Origin of the sequence: Streptococcus sp. WM07, assembly GCF_004570525.1 — a bacterium.
Classification (GTDB): Bacteria; Bacillota; Bacilli; order Lactobacillales; family Streptococcaceae; genus Streptococcus.
In genome coordinates, this window is sequence record NZ_SPPZ01000006.1 from 1 (window position 1) to 19,997 (window position 19,997).

Below are 19,997 nucleotides of genomic sequence, written 5' to 3' on the forward strand. Positions count from 1 at the left end.
AGCTACTGCTCATTTCTGTCACTGACAGATTTATTGCTTTTTCATTGACAGGTAGTATTTCTACTACCCGCACATTGGTATTCGTCTTGTTCAGTTTTCAAAGGTCATGCCTCTCACGAGACAACTTAATCATTCTATCAAAACTTCATTTGCTTGTCAACACTTTTTGTTAACTTTTTTGAAGTTTTTTTGAATTCGTTCGTTTCACCCGAACTTTTATCATTCATCTGTCCCGTTTAAGGAACTCTCCCTTCAGGACTTTATTAGTATACAACACTCTTACTTACTTGGCAACACTTTTTTTGAAATTTTTTAAAAAAATAAGACTGGGATACTCCCAGCCTTATGATAACTGTATTTATTTAACTTCGAGAAGTCCGAAATCTCCGTCTTCACGTTTGTAAAGAACGTTCGTTGAATCATCCTCTGCATCTTTGTAAATAAAGAAGTCATGTCCAATAAGATCCATTTGAAGGATTGCCTCTTCTACACTCATGGGTTTAAGATCGATTTGTTTAGAGCGTACAATGTTGACTGACTCTTTTTCTTCTGACTCAACCAAATCGTCGGTGAAAATTTGACTAGTAGCAACTTTCGCTCTGTGTTTCTTCTCAATCTTAGTTTTGTTTTTGCGGATCTGACGATCAATTTTATCGACAACCAAGTCAACAGAACCATATAAATCTTGGGATACATCTTCTGCACGAAGTGTAAGTGAGCCAAGGGGGATAGTTACTTCAACTTTAGCAGTTTTTTCACGATATACCTTTAAATTGACCCGTACATCAAGTTCTTGATCTTCATGAAAATACTTAGAAAGCTTTTCAAGTTTTGCAGTAACATAATCACGAATTGCTTCTGTTACTTCAATATTTTCGCCACGGATACTATATTTAAACATATATATACCTTCCTTCTAAGCTAGAAGCTTTTCTATATATATAGTATAGCGTTTTCCTTTCAAAAATGCAAGCCCTTTCCTCATCTTGCAATGGAAAATGTGAAAACATTTTGACTTACGTTTTCATAAAGAACTTTCTTTGCCAGTGCTAGGGTCGCTCCCGTTGTATATACATCATCTACCAAAAGAATGCCCTTGGGAGTTTCCGAAGGACACTTCAATTCAAAGACCTGTTCCATTGCCATTCGCTCGCTTCTCCCTTTTCCTATTTGGTGATCCACATCTCGTTTTTTCAAGATTGAATGATAGTGCACTCCGGCAGCATCTAAGAATCCTTCAACTTGATTGAAGCCCCTTTCCTGGTAGCGGGATTCCGATACTGGTATTGGTACCACCATATACCCCTTCCATTTTTTAAGGCAAGCTTTTATTTCTTTGACAAAAGCAAAACGAAGCTGGTAATCTCCCCATTGCTTATACCGAACAAAATAATGAGCCATGTTCTTCTCGTATTGGTAAAGTGCTGTATGACAAATCAAATTCCCTTGCTCCTTCCAAAGAAGACAATCGGAACATTGCTCTGAATTCCCCGACTTCTTACAGGATGGGCAGCAGTTCTCTTCAATTTTTTGAAAAGACTGCTGGCAAGTGGTGCACAAATATTCTTTGTTTTTTTCCATAAAAAATATATCGGAAAAAATCAAAGGAGGTAAAAAGAATTTTTGGCAAAGGAGACAACTATTCAAAAACCTGCCTCCTTGTTCATCTGTTTGATTTCTTGAATGGCTTGTTTGATCGCTCGAGTTTGCTCTTGAGCGAAAAAGTATACGAGGCCATTGGGACGTTCTTGACTGCGACCAACTCGCCCTGCTATCTGAACCAGGCTACTTTTAGTATAGAGAGAATGATCTGCCTCCAGAACAAATACATCTACCTTTGGAAAAGTAACACCTCGTTCCAAAATAGTCGTTGTTATCAAAATCTCTATCCTCCCTGTACGAAAATCTTCAACTAACTCCTTACGATATTGAGAACACGAGGAAACAAAAGCTACTCGGAGTTTAGGATAGAGTCTTAGTAATTGTAAATAGAAGGTCTCTCCCCATTGGATTAAAGGAAGAAAAATTAAAAGGGGAAAGCCCGTTTCTCGCTGCCTTTTGAAATGATACAGAAACTTCCTAGATAATCGACCATTAGTTTGATAACCCGACCAATAGAATACTCGCGGTATAATCAAGGGATTTTTATGAAATCGTTTAGCCAAAGTCAAGCGATATAATTCTCCTCTCTGCATCCTTCTTTCCAATAAAGGAGTTGTGGTTGCCGTTAGAAAATGAATCGGGGTATTAGGCTTTCGAGCTTGGTCAACTGCTACATAGAGCTGCATATTCTCATCAAAAGGAAAGGCATCTACCTCATCTACAATAAGTAGATCGAAAGCTTGATAAAAACGAAAAAGTTGAGGGATTGTGGCTACAATTAATTGACTCCTGCGATAATCTTCCCCTTCAGCATATAGAAAACAAGAAGAAACTGAGAAAGCCATTTGTAGTCGATGGTATAGTTCCCGACAAACATCAATCCGAGGACTCGCCAAACCGACTACTCGCCCCCGATTGAAATAATCCGTGAGTAACGGATAAAGCATCTCTGTTTTCCCAGCACCAGTCACAGCATGGACCAAACAGGACTTCCCCTTTCTACTATAATCAAGAAGTTTCTGAGCTATTTTTTCTTGATCACTGTTCAGTTGACCTGACCAACGGCAAGTATCTGCCGGTGAAAATTCTCGTTGCATCAGATAATACAGTTCCTCATCTGATCGGACACGCCCCATCTGAATGCAATTCCGACAATAGAAAGCCCCTTGTGGGAGGCGATTTGTTTCATCTAATTTACTCTGACATCTCTGACAAATCCATTGACCACTCACTTCTTGCATACCTGGCATTGTGTGGGCCACAGCCTTTAGATTATTCGGCCATTCTCTGGCTGGCAAACGACGCCCCCAATAATTTTTTTCATCTTCCATACTTCTTTATTCGAAAAAACTTGCTTTCTTTTCAACTTTTACTACAATAGAATTATGGAATTTAGAACAATTACTCAGGACGGCACTGCCGAACAAGATATTAAAAAATCCCGTTTCATTTGTCAGGCCAAAAGGGTCGAAAGCGAGGAAGAAGCACGTACTTTCATTCAGGCTGTCAAAAAAGAACACTACAAGGCGACTCATAATTGCTCTGCTTTTATTCTCGGCGAAAAATCCGAAATCAAACGCTCGAGTGATGATGGTGAACCTAGTGGAACAGCGGGTGTCCCTATGCTCGGAGTCTTAGAAAACCATGATCTCACCAATGTCTGTGTGGTTGTCACCCGCTACTTTGGAGGAATAAAACTAGGGGCAGGGGGACTCATCAGGGCTTATGCATCCAGCGTTGCGCTCGCCATTAAAGAATTAGGGATTGTCCAACGTAAAGAACAAATCGGCTTACAAGTCGAACTCTCCTACTCTCAATATCAGGAGTATGCGAATTTCCTCAAGGAACAAGAGTTGGAAGAATTCGATACCCAGTTCACCGATAAGGTTCAAACCCTTCTCTATCTAGATAAAGAACGTATCGAGTCTGTCCAAGACGCCCTAATCGATTTTTACCAAGGGAAGGTAAGCTATCAAGAGACTGAATTACGGGAAGTTGAGATTCCCCAACCCTTGTATCAAAACCAAGAATAGAAAAAGAGCTTACTTTCATTTGAAAGCAAGCTCTTTTTCTATTCTTCATGACTCTTAAGATAGGCCAAGGTTTCTTTTGTCCAGTGAGAAAGATTCTTCCCTAGCGGACGAAATCCAGACTTATAGCGATCATTCGTAAAACGGCGACGCCGAGGAAAACGATGTTTTTCTTCTTCTAGCGTGCGCATAGATAGACTTGCCTTACCAGAATATTCGTCGTAATCGACAACTTGGACGGTAATACTTTGCCCAACTTTCAAGATGTCGCTAATATTTTCAATAAATCCTGTCCGAATTTCGGAAATATGGATTAAACCTGTAGTTCCATTCTCAAGTTCTACGAAGGCACCGTAAGGTTGGATACCACTAACAATTCCTTTATACTTTTCACCAATCCTCATTCCTCCACCTCAATTTTCAGAATGACTACAGGTTCTAGGGGTTTATCCATCATATCTACTTCAACATGAGCAATTTTATCAAGAACTTCAAATGAAGTGGAATCCATTAGCTGACCGAAGACTGTATGTCGACGATCCAAGTGAGGAGTTCCTCCTGTTTTTGCATAATATGCTGCAATTGGTGCTGGCCAGCCACCTCGAACCAGTTCTTTTTTATTATAGCTACTACCTGTATTTTGAACAATAAAGAATTGACTACCATTCGTATTGGGGCCTGCGTTAGCCATGGATAAAGCTCCGCGGAGATTATAGAGTTCTTCATGAAATTCATCTTCAAACTCGCCTCCATAAATAGACTCACCTCCCATACCAGTACCGCTAGGATCACCACCTTGAATCATAAAATCTTCAATAATACGATGGAAAGTAACTCCTTCATAGTAAGCCTCCTTGGCTAAGCCAAGGAAATTCGCAACTGTTTTCGGAGCATGCTTAGGGAAAAGCTTAATCGTCATGGAACCTTGGTTTGTTTCCAGGGTAACCACTGGCCCCTCGACTGTGTCCAAATCCAATTGTGGGAAATGTAACAATTTAGGAATCAAGCCCATCTCCACTAAGGCGTGTTCAATACCATCCTCCTCAACGAATTTGGTTACATAATCAGCCTTATCTTTGACGGAATCAATGGCTGCTCCCATAGCAACCGCCAAGCCCGCAAAATCAAACAACTCCAAGTCATTAAGACCATCCCCAAAGACCAGTAGATTTTCAGGCTTAAGATTTAAGCTATCCAAGACTTTTTCAACACCAACAGCTTTTGACATCTCTTTAATGACAACATCACAGGAATTGGGATGCCAACGAACCAATCGGAGATCTTGCGCTAGCTCTTCTGGCAACATCAAATCCTGTTCTTCTTCCTCGAAGGTCCACATTTGATAAATAGCTTCGCTTTGGTCCAGATCCGGATTAATCTCAAGCCCTGGGTAAATAATATCAATAGCTTCATTAATCAGGGGAGAACGAGTCGAAAGACTGGCTTGCTCCTTTCCAACCAAGCCATAAGCAATGGCTTCTTTTTCAGCCCACTCCTTATAGGCTTGAACTTGTGCTTCCGGAATGGGGTGACTATAGACAGCCTCTCCTTTTGCATTTTCCACATAAGCACCATTAATTGTGACTAAATAATCAGGCTTTAAAGCTCGTAATTCTGGGACAACACCAAGTGGGGAACGGCCTGTGGCAATTCCGACCTTAATCCCAGCTTTCTTCAAATCTCTAAAAACACGTTCGATGGATGGTGGAATAAAACCTGTATCCTTCACTCGTAAAGTGTCGTCAATATCAAAGAAAACAATTTTGATTTTTTTAGCCTTGTACTTTGTTTTAGTATTCATCATTACTCCTATAACCATTCCTCATCCGATTGGACTAAGTGATGTTGAAACGCATAGATAACTGCCTGTGTTCGATCACTCACCGCCAACTTTGAGAGGATATTTGATACATGTGTTTTAACCGTTTTTAATGAAATAAAAAGTTCGTCTGCGATTCGCTGATTCTCATAGCCTTTCGCCAAAAGGGCTAAGATATCCCGTTCACGAGGAGTTAAATCTTCGTGCAAGGGACGATTGAGACGATGATGTTCGAATTTCTGAGAGACCTCTGTCTGAATAGCCATCTCTCCCAAAGATACACGACGAATGGCACTAAAAATCTCATCTGCCGAGGAAGTTTTTAGAATATAGCCCTTAGCCCCTGCATCGAGTACAGGATATATTTTTTCATTATCCAAATAAGAGGTCAAAATTAAAATTCTAGCCTCTGGCCAAGATTCCAAAATCTCAAGTGTCGCTTGAATACCATCCATATCCGGCATCAGTAAGTCCATGACAATCACATCTGGGCGAAGTTCCAGTGCTAATTCCAATCCTTCTTTTCCATTGTTGGCTTCCCCAATAACCAAGGTATCCACTTGTAAATTAAGGTAACTCTTTAATCCTAAACGGACCATTTCATGATCATCCACTAATAGAATTTTCATCTAGTTCTCCCTTTAAAATTGGTATGCGAATATCAATCGCGACTCCTTGATAAGGAGCAGTTCTAAGGATCATTCTACCTGCCATATCTTCAACCCTCTCTTCCATATTGGCTAATCCGTAATGAAAGTCCTTGGCTTGATCCTGATTAAAGCCACAGCCATCGTCTACCATTTTCAATTGCAACTGTCCCACAGTCTGTTTAAAATAGACTTCTAGATTGGTGGCTTGCGCATGGCGAAGTGTATTGCTGATAAATTCTTGGACAATACGATAGCAATGATTTTCAATTTCCGGCGGTAATTGTTCCACAGAGACTTCTAACCGAATCTTGATTAAACTTTTCTCCTCAACTTCTGCAAGTAAGGTTTTCAAGGCTGATACCAAGTCTCGTCCCTCTAATTCCCGTGGTCGAAGATGTAAGAGAAGGATCCGTAAATCATTTTGAGCGGTATTCAGAATCCCCTCTACTCCTTGAAGCTCTTGTTGAATCCTAGCCGCATCAAAATTGGACTGTCGTAAGCCTGAAACCATCATGCTCGCCGCAAAAAGCTCTTGACTAACCGTATCATGTAAATCACGCGCAATCCGTTGCCGCTCTTGGCTAACAATATGGGCTTTCTCTACCAGCTCTTGATTCTCACTTTCCTGACGTATCAGTTGCAGATTATGAATGGATTGCCCCAAAGCTCGTAAATCCGCATCGAGAATCGGATCATCCAAGCTACTATAAGACTGACCCTTTCGAATTTGTTCCAAAGCAGGATGTAAACGAGCACGAATAGTCTGCGCTCTCCAAACTTGTGCTAAAAATGCTAGAGCTACTGCTGCTAACGACAGGGCAAACAGCATCCCTAAAATTTGAAGAGCTATCCAATCGTTTAACCAGAGATCATTCCAGCTAACATCCAAAACCCCTAAAAATTTTGTCACTAAAAAAAAGAGAAGTCCAAAGGTTGCACTAAAGATAAAGAGATAGATTCCCTTCCTCATCGGCGAATAACCTCCACATTCCCAAGCAGATTCGTAAAGACTAATTTCACAGAGCGATTAGCCTTATCTAAATTAGGACTCTTAATCCGGAGGCGCTCATTGCGAAGATTGTAATAATCATCAAAAAAACGAACATCTCCATAAAGAGTATTAACAGATAAATCTACCGCTACATCAATCGGAATGTAGACCGTTGTATTCCCCACTGCCTTTTGAATAATAATGAGATTTGAATCGAAGCCCAAAACAACCTCATCCAAATAGATTATATCATTTCCACTAAATCGGGTCAGATTCAAATCTTCAAAAGCCTGACCCTCACCTAGAAAATAAGATAAATCACCTATCCAAGTATTCCTGGTTTTATCACCTGGCATTTCTAGTAGAATCGACTGCGAGCGATGTTCCCGATACAAATAAGGAAGCATGGCAGAAAAACCATAGACAATGGCGAACACAATCGCTGCCATTCCAAATGGATTGATACTCATGGCTAAAAATAAAAACAGGAAAAGAGCCACAACTAATAAATTGGATTGACTGTCTACTCGATAATAATGATAAAGCAACAAACAAAGAATCAGAAACCAAATCCCACGCGTGACATCATCAGAAAACATGGTTAGAAAAGCCAATGTTAATAAAATTAGCTCAACCAATACAAAAAAATGGATTTTTCTCATCACAATGCTCCTTGTACCTTATTATTGTATCAAATAGCCTGACTCATGAACAGTCACAACTCTGTTGAAAGAAAAAAGAAGTTGGGAATCCCCAACCTCTTCCATTTTATTCCTCTAAAGAAAGACTAGAACTCGCTTCCGTTCGACTGCTAGAAGATGTGCTTGTATTCAATGATGACGACTCGCTTTCTTCTTCACTTTCATCCGTCACAGATGGTATGGACACAGACGAACTCGAAGGATAAACGGATTGATTTTGAACAACTGCCGCAACTGTTAATTCGATATTAGCAGACTTGACATCAATAATATTCCCAGCCAAAGGATTCTGTCTCACAATAATATCGGATTGCACAGCTGTCACCTCATTTGTAACTCGACGACTAATACGGCTAACCGGAACCCCAAGATTAATCAAAGTATCACGGGCGTCACGATAGGTCATACTGGTGAAATCTGGCATCTCAATAGAAGTAGCTTGACGTGCTACTTGAAGGACAATCTTCGTATTACCCGTTGGATCAAACTCTTCACCAGCCTCTGGTGTCTGCGATAGAACGATTCCTGATTCCTCATACGTATCATCAACTTCTTCAATTTTAATCAATCGTTCTGGAACCTGGTGTTCTTCCCTCAGGATCCGCTCAGCCTCACTCAAAGATTTTCCAACTAAGCTCTCCATCTTAAAACGTGTGCCTTCCGCCGAAACAATCAAATCAACCGTAGAACCTTCACGTCTTTGTGTCCCAGATTTAGGATTGGTTCGGATGACGTTCCCAGGCTCAATCTCTGTCGAAGTCTCTTCAGAAACATTCCCCACCACTAGACCGGCTTCCTCGATTTGCGTCCGTGCCTCTGCTAAGGGCAAATTTTCAACCTGTGGAATCACAGCTGAAGATGGACTGAGAAAAATCAACGATAGAACAGCCAATACAACTAACACAAAGGCCCCAAAAACGACCTTGTACCGCATTCGAATACGCCGACCATGTTTCTTTTTAGGACTAGCTACCTTATTAACAGTCTTACTTTTATTACTCTGCTGGGGACGAGGACGCGGCTCTATTCTCTCCTCGCTCTTAGTGACCTGCTCAGCTTCCCTGACTGGAGCGGGTGCAACCTTTGGAGCCGGATTCGATTTAGGGAGCGTCTTAACTTCAGATTCCTTCTCGGTAAAATGCAGAATCGGTTCATTGCGTCGCTCATAGGATAAACTCGTCGATAGATCCAGATACATCTCCGCGACCGTTTTATAGCGATCTTCTAATTTCTTAGCAGTTGCCTTGATTACCACATTCTCCACTGGAGTCACTACGCGAGCATTCTCTTCACGAATAGATGGGAGCGGTTTTTGAAAATGCTGAAGGGCAATCGTAACAGCACTATCCCCATCATAAGGAATATGCCCTGTTAACATTTCATAAAAAATAATCCCCATAGCATAGATATCTGACTGAATCGTCGCTTTTGAACCACGCGCTTGTTCAGGAGATAGGTAATGAACACTACCTAACATAGAATTGGTCTGCGTTAAACTGGTTTCCGCAAAAGCCACTGCAATCCCAAAATCCGTAACCTTAACAGTTCCCCCTTTAGTCAAAAGAATGTTCTGAGGCTTCAAGTCCCGATGGACAATTCCCCGCATATGTGCCAAACGCATAGCTAAGAGAATCTCGCCCATGATACGAACCGCCTCTTCATTACCCAGAGGAGCCTTATCCTTGATATAGCGTTTTAAATCTAGACCTGAAACATATTCCATAGCCAGGTATTGTTGGCCATCCTCTTCTCCAATATCTGTAATTCGAACGATATTTGGATGATCCAACTCGGCCATAGCTTTGGCTTCCCTTTGAAAACGGGCTACCGCCACAGGATCGGTTTGGTAATTGGTCCGGAGAACTTTAACAGCGACTTCTTCACCATCTAAAATTAAATCTTTTGCTAGATAGACATCCGCCATTCCGCCTCGACCAATTTGTTCCATGATCTTGTAGCGTCCAGCAAAGATTTTTCCGATTTGAATCATAACTGGTCCTCCTGTTTATAATGAACAAGAGCCACAGAAATATTATCTATTCCTCCAGCAACATTCGCCATGTGTACTAGTGTTGCCGCTTTTTCTTGAAGACTTAAATCAGTCGCCAGAACTTCTTGAATTTGAACATTGGTAACCATATTGGTCAAACCATCGCTACTGATAATCAGATAATCTCCGTCTTGCAATACTGCTAATCCAATATCTGGCTTAACAGGGTCTTGTTGACCAATAGATTGAGTAATAATATTTTTCTGAGGATGATTCATGGCTTCCTCCTCAGTAATTTGTCCAGCTTTCAATAATTCGTTGACCAAAGAGTGATCACTGGTTAACTGAATATACTCTCGCTGATCCCAGATACTCACACGGGAATCCCCTACATGTGCGAAGACAGCTTGATTTCCAATAAGAACAACCGCTTCTAGCGTTGTCCCCATACCTCGAAATTCATCTTCTTGCCCCATAGCATGTATTTTCTGATTTTCCGCTTCCAATTGGGTTTCAAACCAGAAACGCATCTGATCTATAGAATTAATATCTGAATGAACCCATGCTGCTCCCAAATCCGTAACGGCCATCTCACTAGCAATATTCCCTGCTCGATGACCACCCATTCCATCCGCTAATACAATTAAAGGATTTCCTGCTTGGTTTCGAAATTGATTGACAAAATCTTGATTGTTAGAGCGTCTCTGCCCTACGTCTGTCAACAATGCAATCTCCATGTCTTGTTATTTCCTCCTTCAATCAGGATTTCTTTCTTAGTTGGCTGATAAAGAATCCATCCGTCCCAAATAACTCGGGTGTGATTAGAAGACAGCCATCTACCATCATCTCTGTCTTAGGATGAACTAAGGAAACCTGTTCAAAATCAGGATGCCCTTCTAAAAACTTTTGGATAACTTGTTGGTTTTCTTTTAAAAAAATTGTACAAGTACTATACGTTATTATACCACCTTCCGCCAAGGTTTGACAAACACTATCCAAAATCTGCAATTGGATTTCTTGGAGACTCTCCAGATCTTCACGACTCTTTCGATAGCGAATATCGGGTTTCCGACGCAGAAGACCGATTCCAGAGCAAGGGGCATCTACTAAGATTTTATCAAAGCTATCTTTAGGAAAGACCTTGTGAACCTCGCGTGCATCCAGCCGCTTTGTCTGAATACGTTCAGATAGGCCCAAGCGTTCTGCATTTTCTTGGATAAGGGCCAACTTATGATCGTAAAGATCTAAAGCGATAACTTGGCCACTTTCTAAATAACTAGCTATATGAGTGGTCTTCCCTCCTGGGGCACTACAAGCATCTAAAATCCGCTCCCAACCTTCAATTCCTAGGGTAGGGGCTACCAATTGGCTAGATTCATCCTGAATGGTCACACGGCCTTCACGAAAAGCCTGAGTGGCTGCAAATTGTCCGCTTTCTTTCACAAGCCCAACTGGGGAAATAACTGAATCCTTAGCACTCAATAACTCTTTTAGGTCCTCTTTTTCAGACGGATCTTGCACACGTAAACTCGCCCTATTCTTCCAAAGTAAGCTTTGCATAATGGCTTCCCCACGTTCTAACCCATACTCATCGATGAGGCTACGAACCAACCAAACAGGGAGAGAATAACGGACGGATAAGCGTTTATTCAGCCGTTTAATAATATCTGGATTTGGTAAACCTTCCTTCTCTATCCGTCTCAAAATGGCATTAACATACCCACCCGCAGCAGGATGTAGCCGTTTCTTAACAAGTTCCACTGCTTGGTGGATAGCTGCTCGATTTGGTATTTTATCCAAATAAATCATCTGATAAAGAGTCATTAATAAGGTTGAATAGATAGGAGAATCCAATTGATCACGGTCTTCTATAAAGAACGATAGGTACCATTCAAGTGTAATTTTCCGTGTCAAAGTACCATAGACAAGTTCTGTTACCAGAGAGTTATCCGCTTGCGATAAAGAACTCTTCTGTAAAGCCTTGTGCAAGGCAAGGTTCGCATACGCCTCATTTTCAAGAACGGATTGTAAAATATCTAAACTTAGAGAACGTGCTGAAATCTGTTTACTCAAATTGATCTCCTACTTTGACTTCTCGACCAACTCCATTCAGAAAGTCTTGAATGGGCATGGCTGCCTTTCCAAACGGTTGTACCTGTTCCAAGGACAGAACTCCTTCTCCTGTTCCTACATGCAAAGATTTTTTATCTCGATGAATCACCTGACCTGCAGGACCGCTCCCTTCAACAACTGTCACTTGCTGAATTTTCATACGTTTGCCTTGCCAATAAACATGAGCAACTGGCCACGGATACATTCCCCTTATCTGATTAAATAACGTAGTAGCCGATTTATTCCAATCCAAGCGCTCTTCCTCTGGTTTAATATTTGGTGAAAAAGTCACTTGTGCAGGATCTTGTGCTTGAGGCTGGATCTCCCCCTTAACATAAGCTTCCAGTTTTTCTAAGAGCAAATCACGTCCCAAAATCGCCAACTTCTCAAACAGTGTTCCAACATTATCCTGTTCCTCAATCGAAAGAGAAGCTTGTGCAATCATATCACCCGCGTCCATTTCCTTAACCATTTCCATCAAGGTAACTCCTGCTTTTTCATCCCCATTGATTAAAGCATAGTGGATAGGAGCCCCACCCCGATATTTCGGAAGAAGAGAAGCGTGAACATTCACTGCAAAGTCATAAGTATCTAAGAGTCTAGTCGGCAAGAATTGGCCAAAAGCAGCTGTCACAATCCCATCTGCATCAAGATTCATCAATTCCTCCATTTCAGGAGAACCTGAAAGTTTCTCAGGTTGATAAATCGGAAGATTGTGAGCTAGAGCTAGCTCTTTTACAGGTGTTTGTTTTAATTCCTTTTTCCGACCAACGAGCCGATCGGGCTGGGTTACAACCGCTTGTATTTGAAAACGCTGATCTCCTAATAGTCCTTCTAAGACCGTTGCTGCAAAGGCTGGAGTTCCCATAAAAATTACTTTCATATCTAAATCCTTTTCTTACTGTGGTTCATGATCGATTGTCAGCCGAACTTGTTGAAATTCCTTGGTTTGACTAATCTCTAAAATCCGATTTAAAACACCCTCAAGAGCTGGCTCTTGGCGATATTTTATCATTAATTGATAATGGTAGAGGTTATGTGTGCGACTAATCGTGGAGGGAGTTGGCCCTAGTATAATAGCACCGGGGCTAAGTACCTGTTGAAGGGTCCCCAAAGCTTGATAGGCAATTTTTTCAACAATTTTAGGATCCTTGTGTGAAAAATGAAGAGCCACTGTATAAAAATACGGTGGATAACCCGCCATCTTACGAATCCCCATTTCCTCTCGGTAGAAGCCTTCATAATCCTGATTAGAAGCATACTGGATAGCATAATGTTCCGGATTAAACGTTTGTAAAAAAACACGTCCCGGCTTGGTTGCCCTTCCTGCTCGTCCTGCCACCTGCGTTAACAACTGAAAGGTGCGTTCTGCTGCCCGAAAATTCGGTAAATGAATACCAGTGTCTGCATTTAACACCCCTACCAAGGTAACATTTGGAAAATCCAAGCCCTTGGCAATCATTTGAGTTCCCAATAAAATATCAGCTTCTCCTCTGCCAAACTGAGCAAGAAGCTTCTCATGACTCCCTTTTTTACGGGTTGTATCCACATCCATACGAAGTACCCGTGCCTCGGGTAAAACCTCTAACAGCTCTTTCTCCGCTTTCTCTGTACCAGTTCCGTAATAATGAATCTCTTGACTTTGACAACTTGGACAGACTTGAGGAATCCCTTTTCGAAAATCACAGTAATGGCAATTCATAGTCCGTGTAGACATATGGAGAGTTAAGGAAATATCGCAATTGGGACACGTATCAACTGCGCCACAAACTCGACACATCATAAAGCTAGAAAAGCCACGACGATTCAACATCAGCACAGCTTGCTCTCCTCGATTCAAGGTTTGCTGCAATGCCTCTAACAATGGAGGGCTGATATTTTTATCTTCTTTAGCCGTACGATATTCCCGAAGATCGATGATTTCTACTGTTGGTATCTGTGCATCCGGATTAGCCCTCTGTGTCAAAGCTACAAAATCATACACGCCTTTAGAAGCTCGCGCTCGTGACTCCAAACTCGGAGTCGCAGAACCTAAAACTAGTGCCGCTTGATGATACTGAGCTCTTAAAATAGCTACATCCCGTGCATGGTAGCGCGGATTATTATCCTGCTTGTAGCTGGCTTCATGTTCCTCATCAACAATGATAACACCAATATTCTTTAGAGGAGCAAAGATTGCTGAGCGAGCACCAATAACAACTCTTGCTTGACCATGAGTAATCTTCCACCACTCATCATACTTTTCACCTGCAGACAAGCCCGAATGAAGAATAGCTACTTCCTGTCCAAATCTCCCAATAAATCCCTTGGTCATCTGCGGGGTTAGAGAAATTTCAGGTACCAGCACAATAGCATTTTTGCCTTTTTCTAATACTTGTTCAATAACTTGTAGATAAATTTCCGTTTTCCCACTCCCCGTTATCCCCTCTAAAAGAACCGGTTGTGTTTTAGCTTCTCCGACGTGGGATAAAATCTTTCTTTTAGCTTCATCTTGTTGGGCATTTAGCACTGGTGGTTCTGTTGGCTGAACTCCTTCAAAAAAGCTAGCTGAACGGGAAATACTTTTCTCAATTATCTCAATAGCCCCAACGTCGCCTAAATACTTACTAATGGCACTAGAAAATTCTTTATTAAAATCCGTAAGTCGCCCTTCTTCAGGATTCTGTAACAAATAATCTCTTGCCGCTAGGCGCCGTTTGGCCTGTTTTGTGATTTCTAAATTTTCTAAAACCTCTGGCACAGGTCGATACCATTTTTCATATTTAAGAGTCGCTTGATCTAGCGCTAAATACTTCACCTCGACTTGTTTTTGAGCAGCTAATAATTGAACCTCACCTAATTCCTCTCGGCTCATTTTAGATGCCCGCTTTCCTTCTCCACTTGGAAACAAACGATCCCTAATGTCTGGAGCTAGCCCCTCTATTGGCAGATAGTACTTATCATACTGGGATTGGAGTAAGCTAGGCATCATGGTTTTTAGAAGTTGAATTTTAAAAGAAAAAACCTGATGGCGCAGTTGTTCGACCAGCCATAGCTGTTCCTCTGTCAATACCGGTTCCTCATCCAGTACCTCTACAATATCCTTGATTTCATACTCTTGCGTTGCTGGTACATCCTTGGCAATCACCACTCCTTGAATTAAACGGTTCCCTAATCCAAATGGCACATGGACCCGCACACCGACCTGTATTTTTGCTTGCAAATCTTTTGGTACAGCATAGGTGAAAGGATAATCTGTTTGACCTGTTGGAACATCAACAATGACATGGATCCACATATTTCCTCCTTAAAAACTTAAAAAGGGAGACCATGGGATCTTCATCATTTCATCTTCCCATAGGCTCCCTCATTTGTAGACTCTAAGACAAGTAGCACACCTGTAAGCTTAGATTTTGCCACCTTCTTCTTTTTCTTTGGCAATTTGTTCTTTGATTTTCTTTTCTTCTTCTTCCTGACGTTGGCGTTCAATTTCTGCCTTAACGCGAACCAATTCTCGCTTAGCTTCTGGATCAGGATGAATAATCACATTGCCTGCTTCAATTTCTTCCAAAGCACGAAGGGTTGACTTAACAGATTTAAAATCCTGGGTTGGTTCTGCACCTGCCTCTAATTCATGAGCTCTTTTAGCTTCAAGAATAACAAGTGAATATTTAGATGGCACCTTGTCAAGCAGGGTGTCAATAGAGGGTTTCAACATCATAATTTAGATACCTTTTTCTAATGAATTAACGAACGGTTGCAGTCTCACAAACCATATCCTGGTAGTGACCAATCACCCGATCTACACGAAAATGCTCTGCTTCGATAACTCTTTTAACGCGCTCAGCCGCTAAAGAAACTTCATCATTTACGATCGCATAATCATACTCTCGCATCAGTGCAATTTCTTCCTTCGCCTTTTCAATGCGTTGCGCAATCACATCAGCCGAATCTGTTCCACGACCAACTAGGCGTCCCTGCAATTCATCGAGATCAGGCGGAGTCAAGAAGATAAAGACCGCATCAGGCACTTTTTGTTTAACTTGGAGAGCCCCTTGTACCTCAATTTCTAGGAAAACATCAATTCCTTTATCTAAGGTCTCATTTACATAGTTAAGGGGTGTTCCGTAATAATTACCGACATACTCTGCATATTCCAACATCTGACCTTGACGGATTAGTTCCTCAAACTCTTCACGAGTTCGGAAAAAGTAGTCCACACCATCGACCTCTCCGGGTCTCTGCTCTCTGGTGGTCATGGATACAGAATACTGAAATTGATTCTCTGAACTTTCAAAAATCTCTCGTCTAACAGTCCCTTTTCCTACACCGGATGGGCCTGAAAAAACTATTAATAAGCCACGATCAGCCATGAATTCTCCTTCATTGTCTTTAGAGTCTAGTCTACCAAAAAAGACTTCCTTTTTCAACCAATTTTCTCGCTAGGAAAGGGAAAAGCCCCGCTTCTTTTCGAAGCAAGGACTTTTTAAAAATCATTTTGCAAACTCGATTGCACGTGTTTCCCGAATAACGGTAACCTTGATATTACCAGGGTATTCCAAGTTATTTTCGATTTTTTCACGAATCTTGTGAGCCAGTACCGTCATCTGATCATCTTTGAGTCTAGTTGGGTTGACCATCACTCGGATTTCCCGACCTGCTTGCAAGGCAAAGCTCGATTGAACACCTTCAAATTCAGTAGCAATGTCTTCTAAATCACGCAAGCGTTGGATATAGTTCTCCAAGGACTCACTACGAGCACCTGGTCGAGCAGCACTCAAGGCGTCTGCAGCTGCAACAATAACAGCGATAACAGAAGTCGGTTCCACATCACCATGGTGACTGGCAATCGTATTGATAACAACCGGATGTTCCTTATACTTACGAGCTAATTCGGTTCCAATCTCTACGTGGCTACCTTCAATTTCACGGTCAATCGCTTTTCCTAGGTCATGTAGAAAGCCAGCGCGACGAGCTAGAGTTGGATTTTCTCCTAGCTCACTAGCAATAATCCCTGATAGCTTCGCCACTTCAATGGAATGACGTAAGACATTCTGTCCATAAGATGTTCTAAATTGCAAACGTCCCATCATTTTCATCAAATCTGGGTGCAAATTAGGTGCGCCAATTTCATAGGCCGCATTCTCACCATATTCACGAATTCGTTGGTCCATTTCCAAACGATTCTTCTCAACTAATTCCTCAATGCGAGCTGGATGAATACGTCCATCCTTAATCAAAGCCTCCATAGTCATCCGAGCAATTTCGCGGCGAATCGGATCAAATCCTGAAAGCACTACGACTTCTGGAGTATCATCAATTAAAACATCAATCCCTGTCAAACTTTCAAAAGTACGAATATTGCGACCTTCACGGCCAATAATACGTCCCTTCATATTATCATCGGGTAAATGAACGATTGCATTGGTCTGATCTGAAACAAATTCTCCAGCCATTCGCTGCATAGCCTGAGCTAAGATATCCTTAGCGACCTTGTTCGAGCGCTCCTTGATTTCCCACTCAGCTTCTCGTACGCGATTGGCAATTTCAGAGGTTAACTTCACTTCAGTCTCCTCTAAAATAATCATTTTAGCCTGTTCCGGCGTCAAACTTGCAATACGCTCCAACTCTGCTCGCCCTTCTTCTTCAAGGACAGCAACACGTTCCTGACGTGCATCAATTTGTTTAGATTGTTCATCAAGAGATTGTTCCTTTTGATCCAACAACTCTTCTTTTCGAGTCAACTTTTCGTCTTTCCGATCTAAGTTGCCTTCACGTTGAGCCAAGCGGCTCTCGGTTTCTTTAAGCTCTTGACGTTCCGTTTTGAATTCCGCGGCTACATCTTCTCGATATTTCCGAGCTTCTTCTTTTGCCTCTAGCAAAGCTTCTTTTCTAAGGGCCTTGACTTCACGATTTGCTTCTTTCACAAGGGATTTAGCTTCTCGTTCCGCCTGACCACGAACAGTTGTCGCTTCTTGCTCAGCATTTAAAAGTGCTAACTCTGCTGCCTCCTGCTTTTTAGCAGCTGCTTTTAGAGCAATCACACTTCCAACTCCTAAACCAATGATGACGGCAAAAACAAACAATCCAATTGTTACCATGTTTTCACCTCATATTTTTATCGTGAATGTTTCATTACATTCCTTATTATTTTATCACAAATGGCTTTTTTATTGTGAAAATTTGTGAAAAATACCATTGCGGACTTCCACTGATAGCTATCAAGCCATGATTGCCATTTGTATTTTACATGGATCATCAACCAGCACTCGCTCAAAGCATGGGCAGCAATGGTTTGAGATAACTCCGAATTTTACTTAAAATCCATATGGGAGCTGTTCATTTTCGTATAAGAACTTTTCCGTACAATCTTGTTCCCTATAAGTCTATAGTTCAAAATGAATTCTTTAAGTGATTGAATCAAAAAATGTGAGACGTTCTTATGAAATGCTAACCCTTTTTATCTAAGCCAATCAACCACTATGTCAAAACCATTTCTCTATATAGAAAAAGACCGGGATTTTTCCCAGCCTCATTTCCTTTAATAGTCTAGGTTATCAGCTCCACCAGGTGCATTTCCCACATAATATCCTGTCTTAGCATTGATACTAAAGAGATAGGTTCCATCTGGTTTAAAGAGGTTAAAATAACCATTTCCATTAATAATATTTACACGTTCGAGAATATATTGATTTCCTACAATATAGCCATCTCGTCTAGCGTCATCCAAAATCCGCTCAAGAATACCTGGAGTAAAGAACCAAGCAGGGTTTTCAGTATCCACTAATTTTGCAGGATCATAAGGAACTCGACTTAGCTCCCGCTGAATTTTAATTCCCCAATCAATATATCCCCCTCCTGCTGGTACCACTGGGGTCGCTTCCGCCGGAGTTACGACCATAGCTGGATAAGACTGACCTCCTGGTGAAATGGTCGTTGTAGCAGGTGCAACAATCTGGGCAGAATCTACTGGTGCAGTAGAAGCTGGTACTGTCGGTGTCGCAACTTCAGGTGCTACAACTGCAGGTGCTGCAACTTCAGGTGTGACTACTCCAGCAGTACTGTTATTGGCAGTCTGAGGTGCTGGAGCTGCTACCGCTTCCTGCCGTCCTTTTTCCAAACCTTGCTTAATCAATTCATTCAGTTTTTCATTCCCACTATCGATATCCCCGAAAGTCGCATTTGCCTTAGGCTTAGCATCTGTTTTAATCTCACCATCTACTAAGACTGGAGATTCAAACTGCGCATTTAGATCCTGAATAGCAGAGATTTCTTTTGACAACTGATCGTATGCTTCCTTAGCCTTATCATATTCCTTAGTACCTTTTAATTTATTTAAGGTTTCTTGCAATTTAGGTAAATCACCAAAGGAACTGTTTTTTAAAGCAGTCTTTTCAGTTGAAAGATAAAAGCTATCCAACAGTGTATTAAAGGACTTCAAGTTCTCCTCCACCGTTTTTTCATCCTGACTTGAACTGGAAGAGGATTTTTTAGTAGAAGAAGAGGAAGAAGAAACTGTTTTCTGTGAAATTTGCTGCGATTGTTGCAAAAGCGCATAACTAGTTCCACCTAAAACCAGAATTGCTAAGGCAGCAGCAGATGAATAAATAAACAATTTTTTCTTATAAAACGGAACTTTAGCAGCAATCTCGGAATCTTCGTCCTTAGCCAACTGACTCCCTGTGCTTACAGCATCTGCTTCTGGAGTTACCCCAGCATCAGCAGAAGCACTAGCAAGCGCGTCTTCCTCTGCAACAACCATCGGAATCTCATCAAAGACAGCCGTCTTCTCCAAATCTGCTGAATCCATATTTCCCGTAGGGATAGCTTGACTATCAAAGATCGTTCCCACCTTAATCAAAGATTCAGAAACAATGGCTTCATTAACTGCCTTTGCCGCTTCAGACAGATCAATGGTTTGAGTATCAAATTTTGCTTCTTGGATTTTCGCTTTATTTTGCTTGATGTACTTATCAAGTGCGTTATCAGTCGGAACAATACCTGCTTTCGTCTCTGCATTCCTTCTCGCTGCTTCAGCAACTGTCATATCACGAGCTTGCTCTAAATCCAAAATGCTCTCATTATCTGAATTTGTCGGAATTCCATCTTTCTTCGACATCTCT

The 19,997-nt window shown here is 41.5% G+C and carries 18 protein-coding genes; 1 reads left to right on the forward strand and 17 read right to left on the reverse strand.

Going from position 1 to position 19,997, the window contains the following annotated elements:
• Positions 1-358: 358 nt before the first annotated feature.
• The 3 genes from raiA to E4T71_RS01630 form a co-directional block, all read right to left on the reverse strand.
• The gene (raiA, locus tag E4T71_RS01620) at positions 359-901 is read right to left on the reverse strand and encodes a ribosome-associated translation inhibitor RaiA (protein WP_135035884.1); all 543 of its coding nucleotides are present in this window, start codon (positions 899-901) and stop codon (positions 359-361) included.
• Between the two features lie 80 nt (positions 902-981).
• The gene (locus tag E4T71_RS01625) at positions 982-1,440 is read right to left on the reverse strand and encodes a ComF family protein (RefSeq protein WP_135035887.1); all 459 of its coding nucleotides are present in this window, start codon (positions 1,438-1,440) and stop codon (positions 982-984) included.
• 203 nt (positions 1,441-1,643) lie between these two features.
• Positions 1,644-2,933 carry a DEAD/DEAH box helicase gene (locus E4T71_RS01630; protein WP_135035889.1) on the reverse strand — a complete coding sequence of 430 codons (1,290 nt, stop codon included), beginning with the start codon at positions 2,931-2,933 and terminating at the stop codon, positions 1,644-1,646.
• Between the two features lie 54 nt (positions 2,934-2,987).
• Here E4T71_RS01630 and E4T71_RS01635 point away from each other — a divergent pair, with 54 nt between their 5' ends.
• Positions 2,988-3,635 carry a YigZ family protein gene (locus tag E4T71_RS01635; protein WP_135035892.1) on the forward strand — a complete coding sequence of 216 codons (648 nt, stop codon included), beginning with the start codon at positions 2,988-2,990 and terminating at the stop codon, positions 3,633-3,635.
• Positions 3,636-3,673: 38 nt separating this feature from the next.
• Here E4T71_RS01635 and E4T71_RS01640 read toward each other — a convergent pair whose 3' ends face one another.
• The 14 genes from E4T71_RS01640 to E4T71_RS10435 all read right to left on the reverse strand — a co-directional run bounded on the left by E4T71_RS01640 (position 3,674) and on the right by E4T71_RS10435 (position 19,993).
• A complete protein-coding gene (locus E4T71_RS01640; RefSeq protein WP_135035895.1) occupies positions 3,674-4,036 on the reverse strand; it encodes a S1 RNA-binding domain-containing protein in 363 nt (120 codons plus the stop codon).
• Positions 4,033-5,433, reverse strand: a complete 1,401-nt coding sequence (locus E4T71_RS01645) for a Cof-type HAD-IIB family hydrolase (protein WP_135035898.1) — start codon at positions 5,431-5,433, stop codon at positions 4,033-4,035. The genes E4T71_RS01640 and E4T71_RS01645 overlap by 4 nt, the downstream gene beginning before the upstream one ends.
• 8 nt (positions 5,434-5,441) lie before the next feature.
• Positions 5,442-6,080 (reverse strand): response regulator transcription factor, encoded by a 639-nt coding sequence (locus E4T71_RS01650; protein ID WP_135035901.1) that lies wholly within the window; start codon positions 6,078-6,080, stop codon positions 5,442-5,444.
• The gene (locus E4T71_RS01655; protein ID WP_135035904.1) at positions 6,058-7,071 is read right to left on the reverse strand and encodes a sensor histidine kinase; all 1,014 of its coding nucleotides are present in this window, start codon (positions 7,069-7,071) and stop codon (positions 6,058-6,060) included. Before E4T71_RS01655 ends, E4T71_RS01650 begins: the two co-directional genes overlap by 23 nt.
• Positions 7,068-7,754 (reverse strand): cell wall-active antibiotics response protein LiaF, encoded by a 687-nt coding sequence (gene liaF / locus E4T71_RS01660; RefSeq protein ID WP_135035907.1) that lies wholly within the window; start codon positions 7,752-7,754, stop codon positions 7,068-7,070. The genes E4T71_RS01655 and liaF overlap by 4 nt, the downstream gene beginning before the upstream one ends.
• Positions 7,755-7,860: 106 nt before the next feature.
• The gene (gene pknB / locus E4T71_RS01665) at positions 7,861-9,783 is read right to left on the reverse strand and encodes a Stk1 family PASTA domain-containing Ser/Thr kinase (protein ID WP_135035910.1); all 1,923 of its coding nucleotides are present in this window, start codon (positions 9,781-9,783) and stop codon (positions 7,861-7,863) included.
• Positions 9,780-10,520: a Stp1/IreP family PP2C-type Ser/Thr phosphatase gene (locus E4T71_RS01670; RefSeq protein WP_135035913.1), complete on the reverse strand. Its 741-nt coding sequence runs from the start codon at positions 10,518-10,520 to the stop codon at positions 9,780-9,782. Before E4T71_RS01670 ends, pknB begins: the two co-directional genes overlap by 4 nt.
• Positions 10,521-10,542: 22 nt before the next feature.
• Positions 10,543-11,856 (reverse strand): 16S rRNA (cytosine(967)-C(5))-methyltransferase RsmB, encoded by a 1,314-nt coding sequence (gene rsmB, locus E4T71_RS01675; RefSeq protein ID WP_135035916.1) that lies wholly within the window; start codon positions 11,854-11,856, stop codon positions 10,543-10,545.
• Positions 11,849-12,778 carry a methionyl-tRNA formyltransferase gene (fmt, locus tag E4T71_RS01680; RefSeq protein ID WP_228062319.1) on the reverse strand — a complete coding sequence of 310 codons (930 nt, stop codon included), beginning with the start codon at positions 12,776-12,778 and terminating at the stop codon, positions 11,849-11,851. The genes rsmB and fmt overlap by 8 nt, the downstream gene beginning before the upstream one ends.
• 15 nt (positions 12,779-12,793) lie before the next feature.
• Positions 12,794-15,172 (reverse strand): primosomal protein N', encoded by a 2,379-nt coding sequence (priA, locus tag E4T71_RS01685; protein ID WP_135035919.1) that lies wholly within the window; start codon positions 15,170-15,172, stop codon positions 12,794-12,796.
• 108 nt (positions 15,173-15,280) lie between these two features.
• The gene (rpoZ, locus tag E4T71_RS01690) at positions 15,281-15,595 is read right to left on the reverse strand and encodes a DNA-directed RNA polymerase subunit omega (RefSeq protein ID WP_135035922.1); all 315 of its coding nucleotides are present in this window, start codon (positions 15,593-15,595) and stop codon (positions 15,281-15,283) included.
• A 25-nt stretch (positions 15,596-15,620) separates the two neighbouring features.
• Positions 15,621-16,247 carry a guanylate kinase gene (gene gmk, locus E4T71_RS01695; protein WP_135035925.1) on the reverse strand — a complete coding sequence of 209 codons (627 nt, stop codon included), beginning with the start codon at positions 16,245-16,247 and terminating at the stop codon, positions 15,621-15,623.
• Between the two features lie 120 nt (positions 16,248-16,367).
• Positions 16,368-17,975: a ribonuclease Y gene (locus tag E4T71_RS01700; RefSeq protein WP_135035928.1), complete on the reverse strand. Its 1,608-nt coding sequence runs from the start codon at positions 17,973-17,975 to the stop codon at positions 16,368-16,370.
• A gap of 440 nt (positions 17,976-18,415) precedes the next feature.
• A complete protein-coding gene (locus E4T71_RS10435) occupies positions 18,416-19,993 on the reverse strand; it encodes a cell division site-positioning protein MapZ family protein (RefSeq protein ID WP_135035931.1) in 1,578 nt (525 codons plus the stop codon).
• Between the last annotated feature and the right edge of the window lie 4 nt (positions 19,994-19,997).

Bases quoted from the DNA above. Each gene is read 5' to 3' on its own strand.
- raiA (WP_135035884.1), bottom strand. From the start codon at position 901: ATGTTTAAATATAGTATCCGTGGCGAAAATATTGAAGTAACAGAAGCA.
- E4T71_RS01650 (WP_135035901.1), bottom strand. From the start codon at position 6,080: ATGAAAATTCTATTAGTGGATGATCATGAAATGGTCCGTTTAGGATTA.
- gmk (WP_135035925.1), bottom strand. From the start codon at position 16,247: ATGGCTGATCGTGGCTTATTAATAGTTTTTTCAGGCCCATCCGGTGTA.
- E4T71_RS01700 (WP_135035928.1), bottom strand. From the start codon at position 17,975: ATGGTAACAATTGGATTGTTTGTTTTTGCCGTCATCATTGGTTTAGGA.
- E4T71_RS01655 (WP_135035904.1), bottom strand. From the start codon at position 7,071: ATGAGGAAGGGAATCTATCTCTTTATCTTTAGTGCAACCTTTGGACTT.
- E4T71_RS01670 (WP_135035913.1), bottom strand. From the start codon at position 10,520: ATGGAGATTGCATTGTTGACAGACGTAGGGCAGAGACGCTCTAACAAT.
- pknB (WP_135035910.1), bottom strand. From the start codon at position 9,783: ATGATTCAAATCGGAAAAATCTTTGCTGGACGCTACAAGATCATGGAA.
- E4T71_RS01640 (WP_135035895.1), bottom strand. From the start codon at position 4,036: ATGAGGATTGGTGAAAAGTATAAAGGAATTGTTAGTGGTATCCAACCT.
- priA (WP_135035919.1), bottom strand. From the start codon at position 15,172: ATGTGGATCCATGTCATTGTTGATGTTCCAACAGGTCAAACAGATTAT.
- E4T71_RS10435 (WP_135035931.1), bottom strand. From the start codon at position 19,993: ATGTCGAAGAAAGATGGAATTCCGACAAATTCAGATAATGAGAGCATT.
- liaF (WP_135035907.1), bottom strand. From the start codon at position 7,754: ATGAGAAAAATCCATTTTTTTGTATTGGTTGAGCTAATTTTATTAACA.
- fmt (WP_228062319.1), bottom strand. From the start codon at position 12,778: ATGAAAGTAATTTTTATGGGAACTCCAGCCTTTGCAGCAACGGTCTTA.
- rpoZ (WP_135035922.1), bottom strand. From the start codon at position 15,595: ATGATGTTGAAACCCTCTATTGACACCCTGCTTGACAAGGTGCCATCT.
- E4T71_RS01645 (WP_135035898.1), bottom strand. From the start codon at position 5,433: ATGAATACTAAAACAAAGTACAAGGCTAAAAAAATCAAAATTGTTTTC.
- E4T71_RS01635 (WP_135035892.1), top strand. From the start codon at position 2,988: ATGGAATTTAGAACAATTACTCAGGACGGCACTGCCGAACAAGATATT.
- E4T71_RS01630 (WP_135035889.1), bottom strand. From the start codon at position 2,933: ATGGAAGATGAAAAAAATTATTGGGGGCGTCGTTTGCCAGCCAGAGAA.